The 15,792-nt window shown below is 67.5% G+C and carries 12 protein-coding genes; 3 read left to right on the top strand and 9 right to left on the bottom strand.

Translation table 11 applies throughout. The features are described from left to right. Both mobF and H0X00_RS11865 read right to left on the bottom strand, forming a co-directional pair. Positions 1-1,169, bottom strand: a 1,169-nt coding sequence (gene mobF / locus H0X00_RS11870; protein WP_293770215.1) for a MobF family relaxase, incomplete at its 3' end; no start/stop codon positions are given. A 304-nt stretch (positions 1,170-1,473) separates the two neighbouring features. Further along, on the bottom strand, positions 1,474-1,620 hold the full coding sequence (locus H0X00_RS11865; RefSeq protein ID WP_293770212.1) for a helix-turn-helix domain-containing protein: 147 nt from the start codon (positions 1,618-1,620) through the stop codon (positions 1,474-1,476). A gap of 271 nt (positions 1,621-1,891) precedes the next feature. On the opposite strand from H0X00_RS11865, the gene H0X00_RS11860 reads away from it, so the two are divergent. After that, positions 1,892-2,437: a hypothetical protein gene (locus H0X00_RS11860; RefSeq protein ID WP_293770210.1), complete on the top strand. Its 546-nt coding sequence runs from the start codon at positions 1,892-1,894 to the stop codon at positions 2,435-2,437. A gap of 316 nt (positions 2,438-2,753) precedes the next feature. On the opposite strand, the gene H0X00_RS11855 is transcribed toward H0X00_RS11860, so the two are convergent. From H0X00_RS11855 to H0X00_RS11840, 4 genes are all read right to left on the bottom strand, one after another. Further along, the gene (locus H0X00_RS11855; protein WP_293770207.1) at positions 2,754-5,291 is read right to left on the bottom strand and encodes an RHS repeat-associated core domain-containing protein; all 2,538 of its coding nucleotides are present in this window, start codon (positions 5,289-5,291) and stop codon (positions 2,754-2,756) included. Next, on the bottom strand, positions 5,288-9,244 hold the full coding sequence (locus tag H0X00_RS11850; RefSeq protein ID WP_293770204.1) for a DNRLRE domain-containing protein: 3,957 nt from the start codon (positions 9,242-9,244) through the stop codon (positions 5,288-5,290). Before H0X00_RS11850 ends, H0X00_RS11855 begins: the two co-directional genes overlap by 4 nt. A 1,160-nt stretch (positions 9,245-10,404) precedes the next feature. Next, entirely contained in the window at positions 10,405-10,524 is a 120-nt protein-coding gene (locus H0X00_RS11845) for a DLW-39 family protein (RefSeq protein WP_293770202.1), read from the bottom strand. A gap of 91 nt (positions 10,525-10,615) precedes the next feature. After that, complete coding sequence (locus tag H0X00_RS11840; RefSeq protein WP_293770200.1) at positions 10,616-11,008, bottom strand: SRPBCC family protein; 393 nt, start codon at positions 11,006-11,008, stop codon at positions 10,616-10,618. A gap of 101 nt (positions 11,009-11,109) precedes the next feature. Here H0X00_RS11840 and H0X00_RS11835 point away from each other — a divergent pair, with 101 nt between their 5' ends. Then, on the top strand, positions 11,110-11,931 hold the full coding sequence (locus H0X00_RS11835) for a hypothetical protein (RefSeq protein ID WP_293770198.1): 822 nt from the start codon (positions 11,110-11,112) through the stop codon (positions 11,929-11,931). Positions 11,932-11,946: 15 nt separating this feature from the next. Here H0X00_RS11835 and H0X00_RS11830 read toward each other — a convergent pair whose 3' ends face one another. From H0X00_RS11830 to H0X00_RS11820, 3 genes are all read right to left on the bottom strand, one after another. Beyond that, the gene (locus H0X00_RS11830) at positions 11,947-12,813 is read right to left on the bottom strand and encodes a hypothetical protein (protein ID WP_293770195.1); all 867 of its coding nucleotides are present in this window, start codon (positions 12,811-12,813) and stop codon (positions 11,947-11,949) included. Between the two features lie 103 nt (positions 12,814-12,916). After that, positions 12,917-14,164 (bottom strand): acyl-CoA dehydrogenase family protein, encoded by a 1,248-nt coding sequence (locus H0X00_RS11825; RefSeq protein ID WP_293770193.1) that lies wholly within the window; start codon positions 14,162-14,164, stop codon positions 12,917-12,919. A 37-nt stretch (positions 14,165-14,201) separates the two neighbouring features. Further along, positions 14,202-14,615: an SCP2 sterol-binding domain-containing protein gene (locus H0X00_RS11820; RefSeq protein ID WP_293770191.1), complete on the bottom strand. Its 414-nt coding sequence runs from the start codon at positions 14,613-14,615 to the stop codon at positions 14,202-14,204. A 161-nt stretch (positions 14,616-14,776) separates the two neighbouring features. Here H0X00_RS11820 and H0X00_RS11815 point away from each other — a divergent pair. After that, the coding region (locus H0X00_RS11815) for an AAA family ATPase (RefSeq protein ID WP_293770188.1) at positions 14,777-15,792 on the top strand (1,016 nt) is incomplete at its 3' end.

Here is a 15,792-nt window from a genome sequence, read left to right as displayed (position 1 = left end):
GCGCGGGAGAAGGTCGCCCGCGCCCGACCCGCCGCCGCGACCACCCGCACTAGCAGCTCACGCTCCCCCAGGCCCCTCGCGCGTGGGCCGGCCACGTGCTCGCCGGCCACCCGTTGAGCGGCCATCCGTTGACCGGGTGAACGCTGACCGGGCAGCCGCGCCGCACCGGCGCCGACTCGGGCCAGGGAGAGCACCCGGTCGGCGGTGAACCCGGCTGTCGTGGCCTCACCACGCCAGCGTTCGTGCAACACCGACAGCGCGGGGTGGTCCTTGCTCCGCCGGGTCTTGAGGACCGCCGTTTTCACCACCGCTACCCGTTCGGCCGGTGTCAGGGTCCGGGCCAGCGCCTTTTCATATTCGGCGATCTTCGGACTCGCGTCGGCCGCGATAGCGGCGGTGCGCTTACTCCACAATGTCAACAGCCCGGAGGGGACCCCGACGATTTCGGCCTGACCGTGCTCATTGAGCACCTCAAAAGTCACGCCCAAGCGTTCGTGCATTTCCGTGCGCAACGCCGCCTGGTAAATCATTCCCGCGCTTTTCTTGTGGTGGAACAGCTCCGTCGCATCGATCGTGCGCCACACCCCGTCGGCGCAGCGGACCTTGTTCACCACCAGCGCGTGGGTGTGCAGCTGCGGATCCCCACACCGCGAGCTGCGGTGATCGAACAGCGCCGCCGTCAACCCGTCCGTGGCCACCTGCTCGGTGCCGTCCGTCCCGCGCCGTGACAACGCGACGTGGGTGTCCAGGTAGGCCAGGCCGGCCTTCACCGCCGAACGGTGCGCCGCCATCGCCGCCGACGCGATATCTCGATTTCCCAGCGCCCACAGGGAACTGACGCTCTTGGGAGCGGAGAAGGTCAGATCGAACCCGGTCACCCCATCCGTCCGCCAAGCCCGCCCCAACCGCTGCCCGGTGCTCGGGTTCAAAGCCCGGGCGAACAGCGCCTCCAGCTGCGCCTCGTCCACGACCGACCCCGGCTCTAGGCCCAGGGCCGCCAGCCCGCGGCCGTGCCAGCGGCCCGGGGCCTCCCGCCCCAGGTAGTACTCGGTCGCCGCGCACGCGACCCCGGCCGTGTAGTAGCGCCACGACGAAGTCCCGATCTTGGCCGAACTCAACACCCCGCTGCGCCTCCCGCAATATTCCCCCGGACGCCGACCACCGTACATTCAAAGAATGCACATGTCTGCTGCGGTTCTCGAGGCAGGCAACGGTTGCTATTGGTGGCGGGGTACTGGTGGTGAATTGGGGGTTTGAAGGGTTCGTTCCGGTCAATTAGATCAGGGGAAAAACGAACGAGACCTTAGGCGCCCGCGCAGTGTGTCGCGGTGTCCGACGGGCCGGAAAGTTGCCGAGGTGCTCGTTGGCGCACCCCCGAACACGCCGCCATCCGCTGAGCGCGACCGGTATCGAGCAGCGCACCCGCGGATAGCCGGTGGCCGGCGACACGAGCCTCAGGCGATCAGCGCGGACTTAGGTGCGCCATCGGTAGAACGTCTGCTCGCTGCACCCGAGCTTTTTGCAGACCCCGGGGATCGTCGCGCCCTGGGCCTGGAGGCGCTCGGCCTCTCTCAACTTCGCGACGATCTGCTCCGCCGTCAGTCTCTTTGCCGCGGCCATCTACCTCACACCGTTCCTCTCACTTGTCGACAGACTCTCAAGCGAGATGGACCAGTTATCGGGCGGCCGCACATCTCGTATGCCCTCCCGGTCAGAGATCTGGTCACATGTAGGCAGTCCCCTGACAAGGAAAATTGAGCCGGTCGAGTGCGAGCTCATCACGACCTCACCCGCACTTCAGCCGCGTGACCTAACCTGTCACCTGAACGTGCGGCGGACCCGAAAGTGGCCATACCACTTGACGCCAAATCGGTAGGTGGGCTGACTCAGCGTGGGCGCAAATCTGATCGAACACTTCGGAGCATTGCATCTGTACCGCGGGCGGCTGTGGGTGGGCAAACCGCGAGGCGTCCGGGCTGATCCTCCGTTCGGCCGGTGGATGGGCGTCTGCCTGGTGCCGGCGGGAATTCGTTGCTATGAGGGCGGCTACTTCACGCGGCGGCGAACGGCCTGGGATGAGATCACATCAATCACCGTGAGGTTTGATGCGCAGGACTTCACCGGATACGGCACCCAATCGCCGTTCCAGGGGGCGTGGGGCGCACAGCCCGACGATCCGCGGCGAGTAGTGAGCTTGAAGTGGCTGCGCGGGAACGCGTGGAACCGGAATGTATCGCTGGTACCTTCCGCATGGAACGGCGAAGTGACGGAGCAGAAGACGCACGCGGTACGTCGCCTCCCAGACGCTCTACGCCTCCATCCGGGACTGCGCACGTCGCTCGCTACCGAGCATGGGATCGCTGACTTGTTGGGCCGGCTGGCCGCGGCGCCCGATGTCGGTGCAGTCGATCGGATCCTCGATGGGGGCAGATCATGAGCCGAAAGGAATAGGGCGGTGGGAATCCGTTTAGAACATGCTTTTCGGCGAGTGCAGCCCTCCATTCCATCCACCTTGGTTTGAAAGCCATTTCGCACTGCGATCTGCTGGCCAACGGACTTTCACGATAGGTTTCGGCGCCTCCTGAGGCCCCGTAATTGCCGTAGACCGAACCGTACCGAGAAAAAAAGTGATGTATACGCCGTGGCAAGGGTGACCCATATCGAGACATGCCAAATAAGAAATAAAACAACCAGAACCATGGCGAGCGTCAACATTGTCAGGTCGAAGCCGTCGACCAACTTCAAGCGAGGGTCTACATCTGCCACGGGTCCGCCGGCCTGGGGTTGTAGTAAGTTCTCCGATACGACCCATCAGAAAGCTTTTGGGCAGTCACAATTAACCCTCCAACCAACGCAATTACCGCGCCAACGATGATTCCGCCGACGAATATCGCGATCGCGACCTCGAATGCGCCGGCCAGAGCCCCCACCAGTCCTATCGCACCCGCAAGCGCCAATGCGCTCAAGGCAGCGATTGCAACGCCTCCTATGACCACGCAGGCTCCGACCCCACCAACTCCTTTACAGTGCTTCTTGATGAACTTTTTGGTTGCCGTGCCCGCTTTGCAGGCCCAGCCAAAACCCTTCTTGCATTTTCCATCGAGATCGAAGCTATTAATAGGATCTTGGCCCGCGTAGTCGTAGGCGTTGGCGCTGCCGCCAACTATCGGATCGGTGGAGAGGAATCGACCGGTGGCCGGGTTGTACAGCCGCACCCCCATCAGAATCAGTGAGTTGGCGACGGTCTCGATGGAGCGTTGTTTGCCGCCGAGCCAGGCGTAGCGCCCGTAGGCGGGGCCGGTGGTGCCGGTCTTCTTCGCGCCGTACTCGGTGGTGTCGTAGGCCAGCGCCGAGTCGCTGGTGGTGGCGCTGGTGTAGTGCAGGGCCTGCCCGACATCGCCGTGCAGCGTGGTCAGCTGCAGCCAGAACACGTTCGCGGTCGCCGCGTCGGTGTAGGCGGCCAGGTCCCCGGCGATACCGGTGACGTTGCGGGTGACCGACGACCCGGATTCGTTGATCCAGGTCGGGGAGTCCCCGCCGCCGCCGTCGCCGGGGTAGTGGTTGGTCTTGGCCGCGGTCTGGGTCCAGGTCCCGTTGTTGGTTTCGGTGGTCCACCCGCGCAGGCGCATCCCGGGGTCCAGGGTCCAGGTCTGCCGGTTGGTGCCGATGGTTTGGCGTTGGACCATGTCGGTGCGGTAGTAGTCGATGCTCGCGGTGCCCGCGGGCAGCGGCGCGGTGCTGGTGCGCCCGTGGGCGTCGTAGAGGTATCCGGAGTTCGTGATTCGGTCTGCGGTGTCGTACGTCGAGCTCACGGTGCTGCCGGGGCTGGCCGGGCAGCTGGCCGCGCTGTCCTTCCCGCTGGTCAGGCTGGTCTCGGCGTAGCCGGTGCGGTTGGTGTTCAGCCCCCCGTCGCCGGTGAAGGTGTAGTCGCGGCGCACACAGGTCGACCCGGTAGCGCTGGCGGTGGTGTCCAGGGCCTGGGTCAGGCGCCCGACCAGGTCGTAGTCATAGCGCTGGTTGGTGCCGAAGGTCAGGTTGTCCCCGCGGACCCGGGTGCGCCACTGGCCGTGGATGTTCTCCACCACGGTCTCGCCCAGCAAGGTCCCGCTGTAGGGGCTGCCATTGCCGGTGTAGGTGCGGGTGATCCAGGACCCGGTCGGGTCCTCGGCCTGGGCCAGGGCGACCCCGCCGGGCATGGCTTGGCTGATCAGCTGCCCGACCGGGTCGTAGGTCGCGTTGAACGTCCCGGCCAGCGGATCGACCAGCGAGGTGAGGAGCTGGCGGTCGGTGGAGTACCCGTAGGTGGTGATGTTCGGGACCGTCGGGGCGGCCGGGTTGGAGTACTGCTTGGTCGAGGCGACCTGGTCCAGCCAGGTGTAGGTGGTCTCGGTCTTCCCGCCGTCGGCGTCGATGTACGAGCTCAGCCGGCCCAGGGTGTCGTAGGCCCGGGTGATCGTCGGCGGGTTCGGCGACACCGAGGTGTCCACCGAGGTGAGCACCCGCCCGGTGGTGGTGCTGTACGTCGGCGAGGCTGTGGGGACCGCGGCCCCCACACCCCCGGTCACGGTGACCAGGGTGACCCGCCCGGCGCCGTCGTAGTCGGTGTCGGTGGTCCGGGTACTCGAATTCGCCGCATCCGCGATCGTGTCGAGCAGCCCGAGCTCGGTGTAGGTCGTGGTCGTGGTGATCCGCTGGGTCGGGTTCGAGCCGCCGCCGGTGATCGCCCCGCCCGGGCCGCTCTGGCAGACCAGCCCGTCCAGGATCGTGCTGGTGCACGGCGAGCCGGCCCCGGCCGCGTAGTACGTCGTGAACGAGGAGTCCGCGCCATTGGTGCGGCTGTTCGCGACCGCGGAGGGCATGTCGATGCGGACCGGGCGGGCCTGCGCGTCATACGCGGTCTTGGTCGTGATGTCACTCGCGCCATTCTCGCGGGTCACCGTGAGCGGTTGACCCGAGGCGGTCCAGTCAAAGGTCGTGCTGGTCGTGCGCACATCGACCTCGGTGTCGGAGCCAATCACCCTCGCACCGACGGTGCTCTGCGTGACCTGGTCGGCGACGATCGCCGAGCCGTCGCTCGGGCGGCCCTGGTCATAGACGTTCACGGCGTGCTCCCGTGCCAGCACCGGCGCTCCCGGGGTGACCGGGCTGCCCGGGACGTCCGGCAGGACGATCCGGTGCACGGGCCCGTACTGCTCCAGGAGGCGCTGCCCGTCCTGGTTGTAGATCGACACGCTCGCGAGCAGGTCCGCCCGTTGCGCGGTGGCAAGGTCAGCCAGGCCGAGGGCGATCAATCCTCATCGGTGCCGGCGCGCAGGGCCCGGGCCCGGTTGTTGATCGAGAGCTCGCGCACGGTGTTGCCGAAATCGTCGTACCCGAGCGAGGAGATCCCACCACCCGGGATCCCCTGATTGACCTGCCGGCCCTCGACATCGAGGTAGGTGGTCATGGCCCGGGTCCACGCGCTCGCGCTGCGCCCAGCCGAATGCGTACCGGAGAACCCGGCATCCGGCGCCAGCACCGCGGTCGCATCCACCGGTGCGACGCTCTGACCCCAGGCCGCGACATCCCCGGTCTGCATCGCGGCCGGGCCGTTCAGGCTGGCCGTTCCGCTGGTGCTCAGCGGAACGTCGTAGACGAGGTTCCACACCCCGTCGGTCTGGGTGCCGGCGGTGTTCGGGTCGTCCTCGAGCAGGCCACGCGAGACCGAGTACAGCCACCCGGTGTTCGGGTCGGTCCCGATCGTGCCGTAGGTGAAGGTGTACCCGAGCTCACCGGGCGGGGTCTGGGTGATTACCCGCCCGGCGCTGTCGTAGGAGTAGGTCGTCTTCAGGGCCGGGGAGATCCGCGGGTCCCACGCCTCCCGCAGCCGCCCGAGATCGTCGTAGGCGTACTGCGCCACGGCGGTGTTGGTGACGGTGGAGGTGCCCGGGATGGTGACGCGCAGGTTCACCGCGGACACCCGCCCGATGTAGTCCCCGAGGACCGAGGACGTCGCCGTGGTGGTGCTGGCGTAGATCAGGTCCAGGCGCCGGCACCCGACCGGGGGTGCCCCGTCGACGTCACAGGTCGCCAGATCGGCGATGGAGGCATTCGGGGCGATGATGCGGTCCAGGCGCAGCTTCCCCGCCCCGTCCGACGCGTAGTGATACCGCGTCACATTCCCGCTGCCCGGCGGAGTCGCGGACTTCACGGTGGCCAGATCGCTCACGCCGCTGGGGACGAACGTGACCACGGTCCCATCGGTGCCAGTCAAGGTGAAGCTGCCGCTCTGGCCGGCCAGGGCCAGGTCCTCCGAGCCCACCTCGGGGGACCAGATCGGGTCCCCGGCGCCGTTCGTGTTGCTGGTTTTAGTGAACTGCACCGTGCTCGCATCGGTACGCGTGACCGCGATCGCCTCCGGGGTGGACTGGGTCAGGGAGGTGTAGGCGGTGCCGGTGAACTCACTCACGCCACCGGCGGCCCACTGCGGCCCGAACGGCGCCACCAGCCCGGTGACGTGGTCGCCCGACAGCGGGTCCCGCGAACGAGCGGTACGGCTGATCGAAATCCCCCAGAAGGAGGCGTCAGTGGCGGAGAGCAGGTAGTCCCCGGTCAACAGGTTCACGCTGCCGGGGCCGACGCTGCTGGTCGCGGCATCGGAGGCCAGGCGGTCGATGGTCACCGAGATCGGGAACGACCCCGACCCGGTGTACACCCCGCCGATCACCGACACCCGCAGGTCGATCTTGCCGTCCTCCCCGACCGTGCCGGCGGCGTCCCAATCGACCGGGCCGGTGAGCCCGGAGGTCACCGGGACCGCGATCCCGCCCGGGACGTCGTGCCAGGGATCCGTCGCGCCGCGCCGCCACTGGAAGGTCACCGCGGTCGCGTCCTGCACCTGCGCGGTCAGGGAGTACCGGCGCGCGGTCCGATCCCCGGGGTCGGGGGAGGTCAGGGCGCCGTGCCCGACGTAGAACACGAACGCGGTCGGGGTAGACAGGTTCCCGGCCTTGTCGACCGTGGACACATACAGGGTGTGCTTGCCGTCGGTGTCCGGGGTCAGGCTGATCGGGTCGATCCCGCCGGAGCCGTTCAGGGCCTTGGTGGTGGTCGGGGTCGGGTCATCCAGGGAGTACATGACCCCGGAAACCCCGGAGGCCGCGCCACCACCGGGGACCGGGTCGGTGCCGGGGGTGACGGTGAACGTCCCGGCGGTGCCGGCGGCGCCGGCCCACGCCCCGCCCGGGTAAGTCGCCGAGGAGACGGCCGGCGGGTTCGGGTCGGATGTGTCCGCGGTGACGTTGCACCAGTTGGCCCAGATCACCGAGGTGTCGGCACCGTCATTGCCCTTCGCGCGCCAGTGGTAGGCGGTGCCGTTGACCAGGTTCCCGGACGGTACCTGCCACTTGTTCAACGTCCCCGAAGGTAGGAACCCCGAGGAGCCGGTCACGGTCGCACTCGGTCCGGAGATCGGCCACACCTCGATATCGAGCTTGACCGGGTCGCTGTCGGGGTCGCGGGGGGTGCCGGTGATGATCGGGGTGGTCGTGTTCACCCACGCCGTTCCGATGTCGATGCAGCCGTTGGCCGGGTCGATGCCCGAGTCGTTCAGATACGCCGGGCGGGTGTTGTAGATGACGGTCAGCTTCGGGGTCCATGCCGCCTGATTGCACCCGGTCGTGGTGGAGATGTTGAAGGAGCAGAACGCCTTGAAATAGGTCGTGGTCGTCTCGTTGTCCGCGATCACCGCGAACCCGTTGTCGGTCAGGGTGCCGGCCACCCAGGCCGCCACCGTCGCCTTCACATCGAAGGACTCATACGCCGCCGCGCACGAGGTGGAGAAGCCATGGTTGAACGACTTGGACGACTTGTAGGTGGTGGTCGTGTAGTAGCTCGGCTTGGTGTTCCAGGTGGCGGACTCGTTCCAGGACGTCGAGGCCGGATAGACGCTCACCCCGGTCACCGTGCACGTATTGCTGTTCGTGTTCCGCACCTGCAAGGTGGCCGAACTGACCTGCTTGTTCGCGATGATCCCGGTGTTGAACTGGATGTAGGACCGCTGCCGGTTCGTCGTGGCGTCCTTCGTGCCGGTGTGCACCGTCGACGCTGTGCCGAACCCGGTCGTCGGGGCCGCCTCCCGGACCATCGTGTCGTAGACCGGCGCGGCGGTGTAGGAGAAGTTCGGGTCCACAAAACATGGGCACTGAGCCTTCGCAAGCCAGTCAGCCGATGGCCGGACCTCAAGCACCGTCTGGCCGGTCGCGTCGGTGACCAGCTCGGAATCCACCAGCACCGTGCTCGGTTCATCCTGATCAACGGCCAGCGGGGTGGAGTCCCACGCCACGGTCGGGGCGATCCGGAACACCGCGCGGCCCTTGTCATCGATGGCGGCGTAGCCGGTGTCCTGCGTGCGCACCAGGCGGACGCCGTCGACCTGGATCGGGAACCGGTACACCGGGGCCCCGTTCGACAGGTCCGGCGTTTGCTGGAGTTCGACGTGCGCATTGAAGCCGCCCGCCTCTGCGGTGACGTGCAATTCTTGGGGCCCGGGCAGGTTGTAGCTGGCATCTCGCCCGTCGACGTCGGCCTTGGGCAGATCGTCCGGCCAGAACACCGCGATCGAGGCACCCTTGGTGGTGCCAATCTCCCCGAGCGGCGTTTGCTCGTCAGCGGCTGCGCCACCGCGGGAGATGCGGATCGGCACCATCGACACCCGCGGTGAGAGCACCTGGCGATGTCCAAACCGCGAGCCAAGCAGTTTGCGCAGCTCCATCTCTGCGCCCAGCACCGCCGCGAGGTCCCTGCTCGCTGGAAGATCTGGACGCACCGACGATGATGAGGCCGGGAGGACCGCGTTCAGCTGGCCGAGGAGATCCTTGGCCGCACGCACCGCGTCCGCCCTCGACCCCGCGCCGGCACGCTTGCCGGCAGCCAGTTGCTTGCCCAGCGCGACGACCGGGGAGTCCACGTCGCCACGGGTGGTGGTCAGGGTGGCGTCGAAGGTGTACCACCGCCCGCCGCGCTGAATCCTGAACGGTGCGGTGAGCTCGACTTCCTTCTCGCCCGAGGGCAACGCAAACGTCGATGAGTACGACGTCCGCTCGGACAGGATCTCCACGCGCGATTTTTGTCCCTTGGCGGCCTGCAGGGCTTCGCCAATCGAGGCGGCCTCGCTGATCGGGACGATCGATTCCGAGTCCTCGCTAGCCAGCGCCTTGGGTGTCGCCGGCACCTGGACCAGGCTGAAAATCAGCGCAGCCGCCACGGCCAGCACCACCGGGGGCTGCAAGGCCTTGCGCCGACCGGTCGCGAGACAGCTCCGAACTGATCCACGATGCCGACCGATCACGGCGCACCCCTCGGGTATCGAACGATCTCGCACGACAGCGGGGTCCGGGCCGAGTACGCAAAGTGGGTCGAAACGGTTCGGATCCTGACAGGTGGCTGAACGGCTCGCAAGAGCGTCAACACGAACTCTGAAGATCAATTTCCGGCGGACACGAGCCCAGTCGAGTCGAACACTCGACAAACAGATGGCGGATGCGTGACGGAACTGTCCCAAGCCACGCCCGCCCGGTCGAGTGACACTCGACCATGAGGCCGCCGCAGGCGCGGCTCGCCCCGGCACATAATATGACGGCCAGTCAGATGTCTTGCGGCCGAGGACGCTGAGCATGCTCGACCCCTTGCGACGCACCACGGATGTGCCGGTATGCATGGCTCCGACGTTTCGGAGCCGCAGCCCGCCGACCCGAACGAACGCTGCCGACGAGCGGGCCTTCTACAAGTGCCTCAGTGCCAAGGTCCCCAGCAGCCGCACGCAACCTGGGCACCGCGTTCACCACCGGACGCTGGAGGTCGACTCCTCCGCGGACGTCTACCGCACCGCTGCCGCCGCCAAGGCCGACCTGAAGCTCGCCAACTCCGCTAAGACCCCGGCTGCCTCAAGCAGGAGGCCACCAGGGTCTCAAGCGGGAAGGAGCCACGGTCCACTCGGTCCCTAGCTTGCCGATCTCGGTGACGGTCACCGGCGCCGACGCGTTGTTCGCTTGCCGCTACGTCGTAAAGGTCACCGTCCAAGGCCAGGACCTCAAACTCGTGGGCCACGAAGTCGACGTGGTTTTCGGCCAACCGACTCCTCCGGCCTCCGGCGGACTCTGAACGCCATGGTCTCGAGCTTCAGGGCCGTGCCACCTACGTGCCAGTAGCGGAGCCATTCCAATGGGCATTCGCGGTCAACAGCGGAGCGAGTCGCACATCGGCCCAGGCCAGGGAGTTGCCAGCTCACCGGCCCTGCACCGACGGAGCTTGCAAAGGCAGTGCTCTGCCAGTTGAGCTACGTCCCCAGAACTGGCGATCAGGCTAGCGCCTGACGCGCGGACGCCCCCGCCCGGACCGGGCGAGGGCGTCCAGCGATTGTGTGGGTCAGCGCACCGGGTCGGTGGCCTCGGCCCAGAGGTCCTGCTCTTCCTTGCCGGCCTTCATCTTCTTGAACGCCAGTGCACCACCGGCCGCGGCGAGCGCGGCCAGAAACAACTTCTTCACGTCGTTCCCTCGCCTTCGGTCGGTCAGGAGGCGCCAGGCTAACGCACGGTCCTTGCTGTGGGGTGACCTGCGCCACGTCCGGACGAACGAGTCATGCCCCCGACTCGACGAAGCGCTTCAGCCCGTCGACCGCCTCGGCGAGGATGCCCGCCATCATCGAGGCCGCTTCCGGGGGCGTCACGTCGGCGCCGTAGATGACCAGCGCATTCGGACCGTCATCGAGCACGTCGATCGTGGCCAGGTGGCTGTCCAGGGGCAGGCCCGAGCGAATCGCGTGCTGGAACCGCCGCAGCACCTGGTCGTTGGTGACGATCTCCTCGCTGATCACCGGGCCGTTGTGCAGCTGCACGCTGCGCAGGTTCCCCTCCGCGCTGGAGCGCGCGAGCGCGGGGAACCAGTCGGCCACCTGCCCGGCGTCGCTGACCACCTTCCAGACCAGGTCGGCAGGCGCGGCGATGCGGATGTGGACTCGGACCGAGGCCATGGGTTGTCCTTACGGCTCGAAGTTACCGATCAGTCGTTACCAGTCAATCGTGCCTGTTTTCCCGCCGTGCTGCGGCCGGAACCCGGATAGATTTCCCGCACATGAGCGCGACGATCGGTCATCCCGGCGCACTGCGGCGCCTAGCCAACGCCCACCCGGAGCCCTCCAAGGCCAAGGCTGTGGCGATGGTCACCATTCCCGCGACCTCGCTGTGGGCGGGCCCCAAGGGCATCGAGCGCGGAAATCAGTACGTCGTGGCGCTCTTCCCGACAAAGCTCGTGCTGTTGCACCAGAGCCGGCGCCCCTCGCCGGAGGCGCTGCTCGCGGAGTTCCCGCGCAAGGTCTACCGGGTCACCGACGTCGGCCAGGACCTGGTGAACCTGTCCTTCCAGGTGGTCCTGCCCTACGGGCAGATGCAGATGAAGATGGGACGCCGCGGCCCGTACGCGGTCAATGCGGAGGTTCTCGAGGCGCTGGTCGCCTCGGCCGCCACCGCGGAGCGCGCCGAAGAGCGCACCGGTGGCCGCGCGCCGCTGCAGACGGCCGGGGACGTCGCGGTGTTTGCCCGGATGTGCGCAGCCCACGGCCCGGGTGCGGAGGCGGCGACGGCGGTCGCCGAGGCGCAGGTGACCGGCAGCTCGGCCCGCAAGGGCCTGCTCGCCCAGCGCCCGGACCTGGTGCTGGCCGCGTTCCCCGACCGCGTGCTGCTGCTCGACCGAAATCACACCACGCACGTCGCCTCCACCCCGGTCGCGGCCTTCACCAAGGGCGGGTGCACCATCACCGTCACCGCCGAGGACAGCAAGCACGTGGAAATGACCCTGGCCGGCGAGGCCGGAACGGTGTCCGTGCGGATGTCCCGATACGGCGAGGACCGCATCGATGGGCTGGTCCTCGATGCGGTCCTCGCGATGAACGGCTGACGCTGCGTCAGGGAACTACAGGACGGCGCCGATCTTCTGGGCTTTCGTCATCGCCGGCGCCTCCGGCATCGTGCCCTCCAACCGGGCGAGGCGCTGGGTCATGAACAGCAGGTTCGAGGTCCACCACAGTCCCGCCGCCGCGAGGCCGACGCTGACCACAGCCATCGCCCACATCAGCGGCATGGACGGGTCCGGGGTGTTCATCGCGATCAGCGTCGGGAAGGCGGCGCCGGCCGTTTCGAAGATGAAGTTCGCCGGAAAGACCAGGAACACGATGAGCATGTGCGCCGGCTTGGTCGCGCGCAGCTTGATCACCGCGCACAGCACGGCGAACCCGGTGATCTGCGCGCATTCCATGAACGAGATCCACAGCGGGTACTCGAGCAGGCGCCAGGGCGCCTCGCCGTAGTAGACGTACAGGTCGCTGTTGACGGCGATCGTCTCGAACAGCGCGGTGGTGAACGCGGTGACACCGGCCCACTTGAAGATCGTGCCGAGCGAGACGCCCGCAGCGAAGCTGCGGTAGAGGAGCACGGCCGGCAACGCGAACACGATCACGTACGCCGGCATCACCCACACCGGTTGCGGCAGACCGAACGCGGTGAACAGCGTCCACTGCTCGCCGTTGTCCAGCCAGAACAGGTGGTAGGTGATGTCGTAGATCGGCTCGATGATGCTGCCCGCCGCCACCGCGAGCACGATGAAGATCGCCAGCGGGGACTTCTCCTCACGCGAGATCTTGATCGCGTGGAGCAGCAGGGCGATGGTGCCGCCCCAGAGCCCGACGGTGGCGATCGTCTGCATCACAGTGCTCAGGTCGAGGGCGTAAGTCTCCGCCGACGGCAGCGGGATCTGGCCCGCGGTTCCTTCCGCCTTGATCATGAATCCTCCTTGTGACGGACAAGAGCGAAAACGTGTGACGCCCCGTCACTCCGGTACGGGGCGGCACACGTCTTCAGGCACGAACGACTAACTAGTGAGCGTCCTAGTCGTTCAGCTCTTCGGGCTGCAGCAGGTACTCGCCGATGTAGGTGTAGGTCTGGTCGGCGTTGAGCGGCTGGTACATCGCGGCGCACGAGTCGCGGTAGAGGCGCTCGAAGATCGTGCCCTTACGGAACGCGGACCCACCGACCAGGCTCATCGCCTTCTGCGCCATGTGCGTGGTGTTGGCCGCGACCGTGGTCTTGGCCAGGCCGATGTAGGGCACCCGCAGCTCGAGCGGCCACTCGTCCTCGTAGCCGTCGATCAGGTCGTTGCAGGTCTGCCACAGGATGCGGCGGTTCTGCTCGACCTTGCAGGCCATGTCCCCGACACCGTCGATGATGTGGCCGACGCCGGCGACCTTGACGTCCGAGGCCGCGACCGCGCCGAAGACGGCACCGAGGGTCTTCTTCGACAGCACAGCGCGCGACTCCTCGAGGACCCGCTGGGACATGCCGTAGTAGATGCTCGCGAACATCAGCGAGGCCCACTCGAGCGAGGAGAACAGTCCAGTACGCGCTTCGCAGATGTAGCCCGACTCCGGCACGAAGAAGCCGTCGAAGTGGATGACGTGGGTGCCGGTGGCGTGCATGCCGAGGGCGTTCCAGCTCTTCTCGATCCGGACGCCGTCGCCGTTGCCGTCCTCGTCGACACTCCAGTCCGCGATGTACATCATTTCGGAGCTGACCCGGTCCTCGAACGCCTCCGGCAGGTTGCCCTCGGCGTCGGTGATGGTCGCGCTGCTGGTGATGATGTCGGCAGCCTCGGACAGGGTGCCCCAGGTCTTCTTGCCGTAGAGCTTCCAGCCACCGCCCGGCTGCGGGATCGCGCGGGTGTCGGCCAGGCCGGAGAAGCCGGCGCGCTGCTCGGAGAACGGTCCGAAGATCAGCTCACCCCCGCAGACGCGGCCACCCCAGTACTTGTTCTGCTCGTCCGACATGTTCGCCATCGCGATGCCGAACATGATGAAGTGCATGTTGTAGGCCAGCGTGATGGCCGAGTCGCCACGCGACATCTCCGAGACGACCTTGGAGATCTGCAGGATGTTGCCGCCCGGCCCGCCGAACTCGACCGGGATGCCGAGCGCGCCGATCTTGCTCTCCTTGAAGGGCTTGATCGTCGGGTAGGCGAAGGTGTTCTCGACGTCGTACTTCATGCCGATCTCGCGGAAGAGCTGCGAGAGCTTCTGGGCCTTCTCGAACCAGGGCTCGAAGTCGGCGTCCGAGAGCACGCGCTTGTGCTCGAGCGTCATGGGGGAACTCCATTCAATGCCGGAAGGCGGGGGAGAGCTAGGAGACGATCAGGTCCTCGCGGCCCTCGGCCTTGAGGGTGGCGAGGTAGGACTCGAAGATGCCGGGCGTCAGCGGCAGGAGCTTGAGGGCGAGGGAGCGCTTGCCGTCGAGCTTCACCTTGCGCTGCGCCATGGCGAGGGTGAAGTTGAGCTTGCCCTGCCAGAACTTGTTGCTGTTGTCGCTCGACATACGCAGCTGGACGGAGGAGGGGACGCCGTCGGCGGCCGCACCGGTTAGAACCTTCTGACCCTCCCAGTCGATGATCATCTCGCAGTCCGGGTCAGTCTGGATGAGGCGGATGACCAGACCCGTGCCCTTGGTGGCCTCGATGAATTTGGGGTCGCTTACCGCGGTGGCGAAGGCCCCGCCGATGTACTTGTAGACCTCGTCCGCGTCCTTGAACACGCTCATGGGGCTTCCCTTCACATCTGTCTCGGGGCTGGTGTCGCTCAAGTGACAGACTTCACCCCGAACGAGGTGGGCCGGGAGAGTAGAGACCTACCCTCTTCCCTCCCGCCAGGTGACTCGCGCTGCGCCGGGCACCCGGCGGTGCGGCCCGGGCACGGCAGGAGGTGGGAGCTACGGGCACGGGAAGCCGGACCGACGAGATCGCGCGTGCCTGGCCCCTGACCGGCCGGAGCCGCGAACTGGCCGGCGTCCAGGAGACTCTCCTGGGCCCGCGGCCGCGCAGCGTGGTGCTCGTCGGTCCGGCCGGTGTGGGCAAGACCCGCCTTGCCCGGGAGGCCCGGGCGTTGGCCGAACGCTCCGGACGCGCCACCCAGTGGGTCACCGGCACGCACTCCGCCGCACGCACCCCGCTGGGCGCCTTCGCCACTCTGCTGCCCCGCTCGGAGGAGCCCTCGGCCGGCGTCGACACCATTCAGGACCTGCTGCGCGGCTCGGCCCGCGCCCTGGTCGAACGCGCCGCCGGTCGACCCCTGGTGCTCTTCGTCGATGACGCCCAGCTGCTCGACGAGGTCTCCGCCGGACTGATCCACCAACTGGTGGCCACCGACACCGTCCGCGTGTTGGCCACCCTGCGGGCGGGCGAGGCGACGCCAGAGCCGGTGACCGCGCTGTGGAAGGACGACCTGGCCGACCGGGTCGAACTGCAGCGGCTGGACGCCGCCGCGGTGGAGAACCTGCTCGCCGCTGCGCTCGGCGACCAGGTCGACCCGGCCGCAGTGGTGGAGCTGACCGGGCGCAGCGACGGAAACGTGTTGTTCCTGCGTGAGCTGGTCCTGGGCGCCCTGGCCGACGGCACGCTGGTCTGCGAAGAAGGGGTCTGGCGGCTCCGCGCCCCCCTCTCGCCGTCCGAGCGCATCGTCGAGCTGGTGGACGCCCGATTGCGCGGGCTCGACCCCGCGTCGCTGTCGCTGCTGCAGCTGGCCGCCTACGCCGAGCCACTCGGACCCCGGGAGATCGGCGGCGAGGCGGCGGTGGTGGAGGCCCTCGAACGCCAGGGTCTGCTGGTCAGCGAGTTCGACGACCGCCGGCTGCAGGTCCGCCTCGCCCACCCGCTCTACGCCGACGTGGTGCGTCGCGGCACCTCGGCGGTGCGGCAGGCCGCGATGGCCAGGGGACTGGC

Origin of the sequence: Sporichthya sp. (genome assembly GCF_013815995.1) — a bacterium.
In the GTDB taxonomy this organism is placed as follows: domain Bacteria; phylum Actinomycetota; class Actinomycetes; order Sporichthyales; family Sporichthyaceae; genus Sporichthya.
This window is presented reverse-complemented; position numbering and strand designations above follow the sequence as displayed.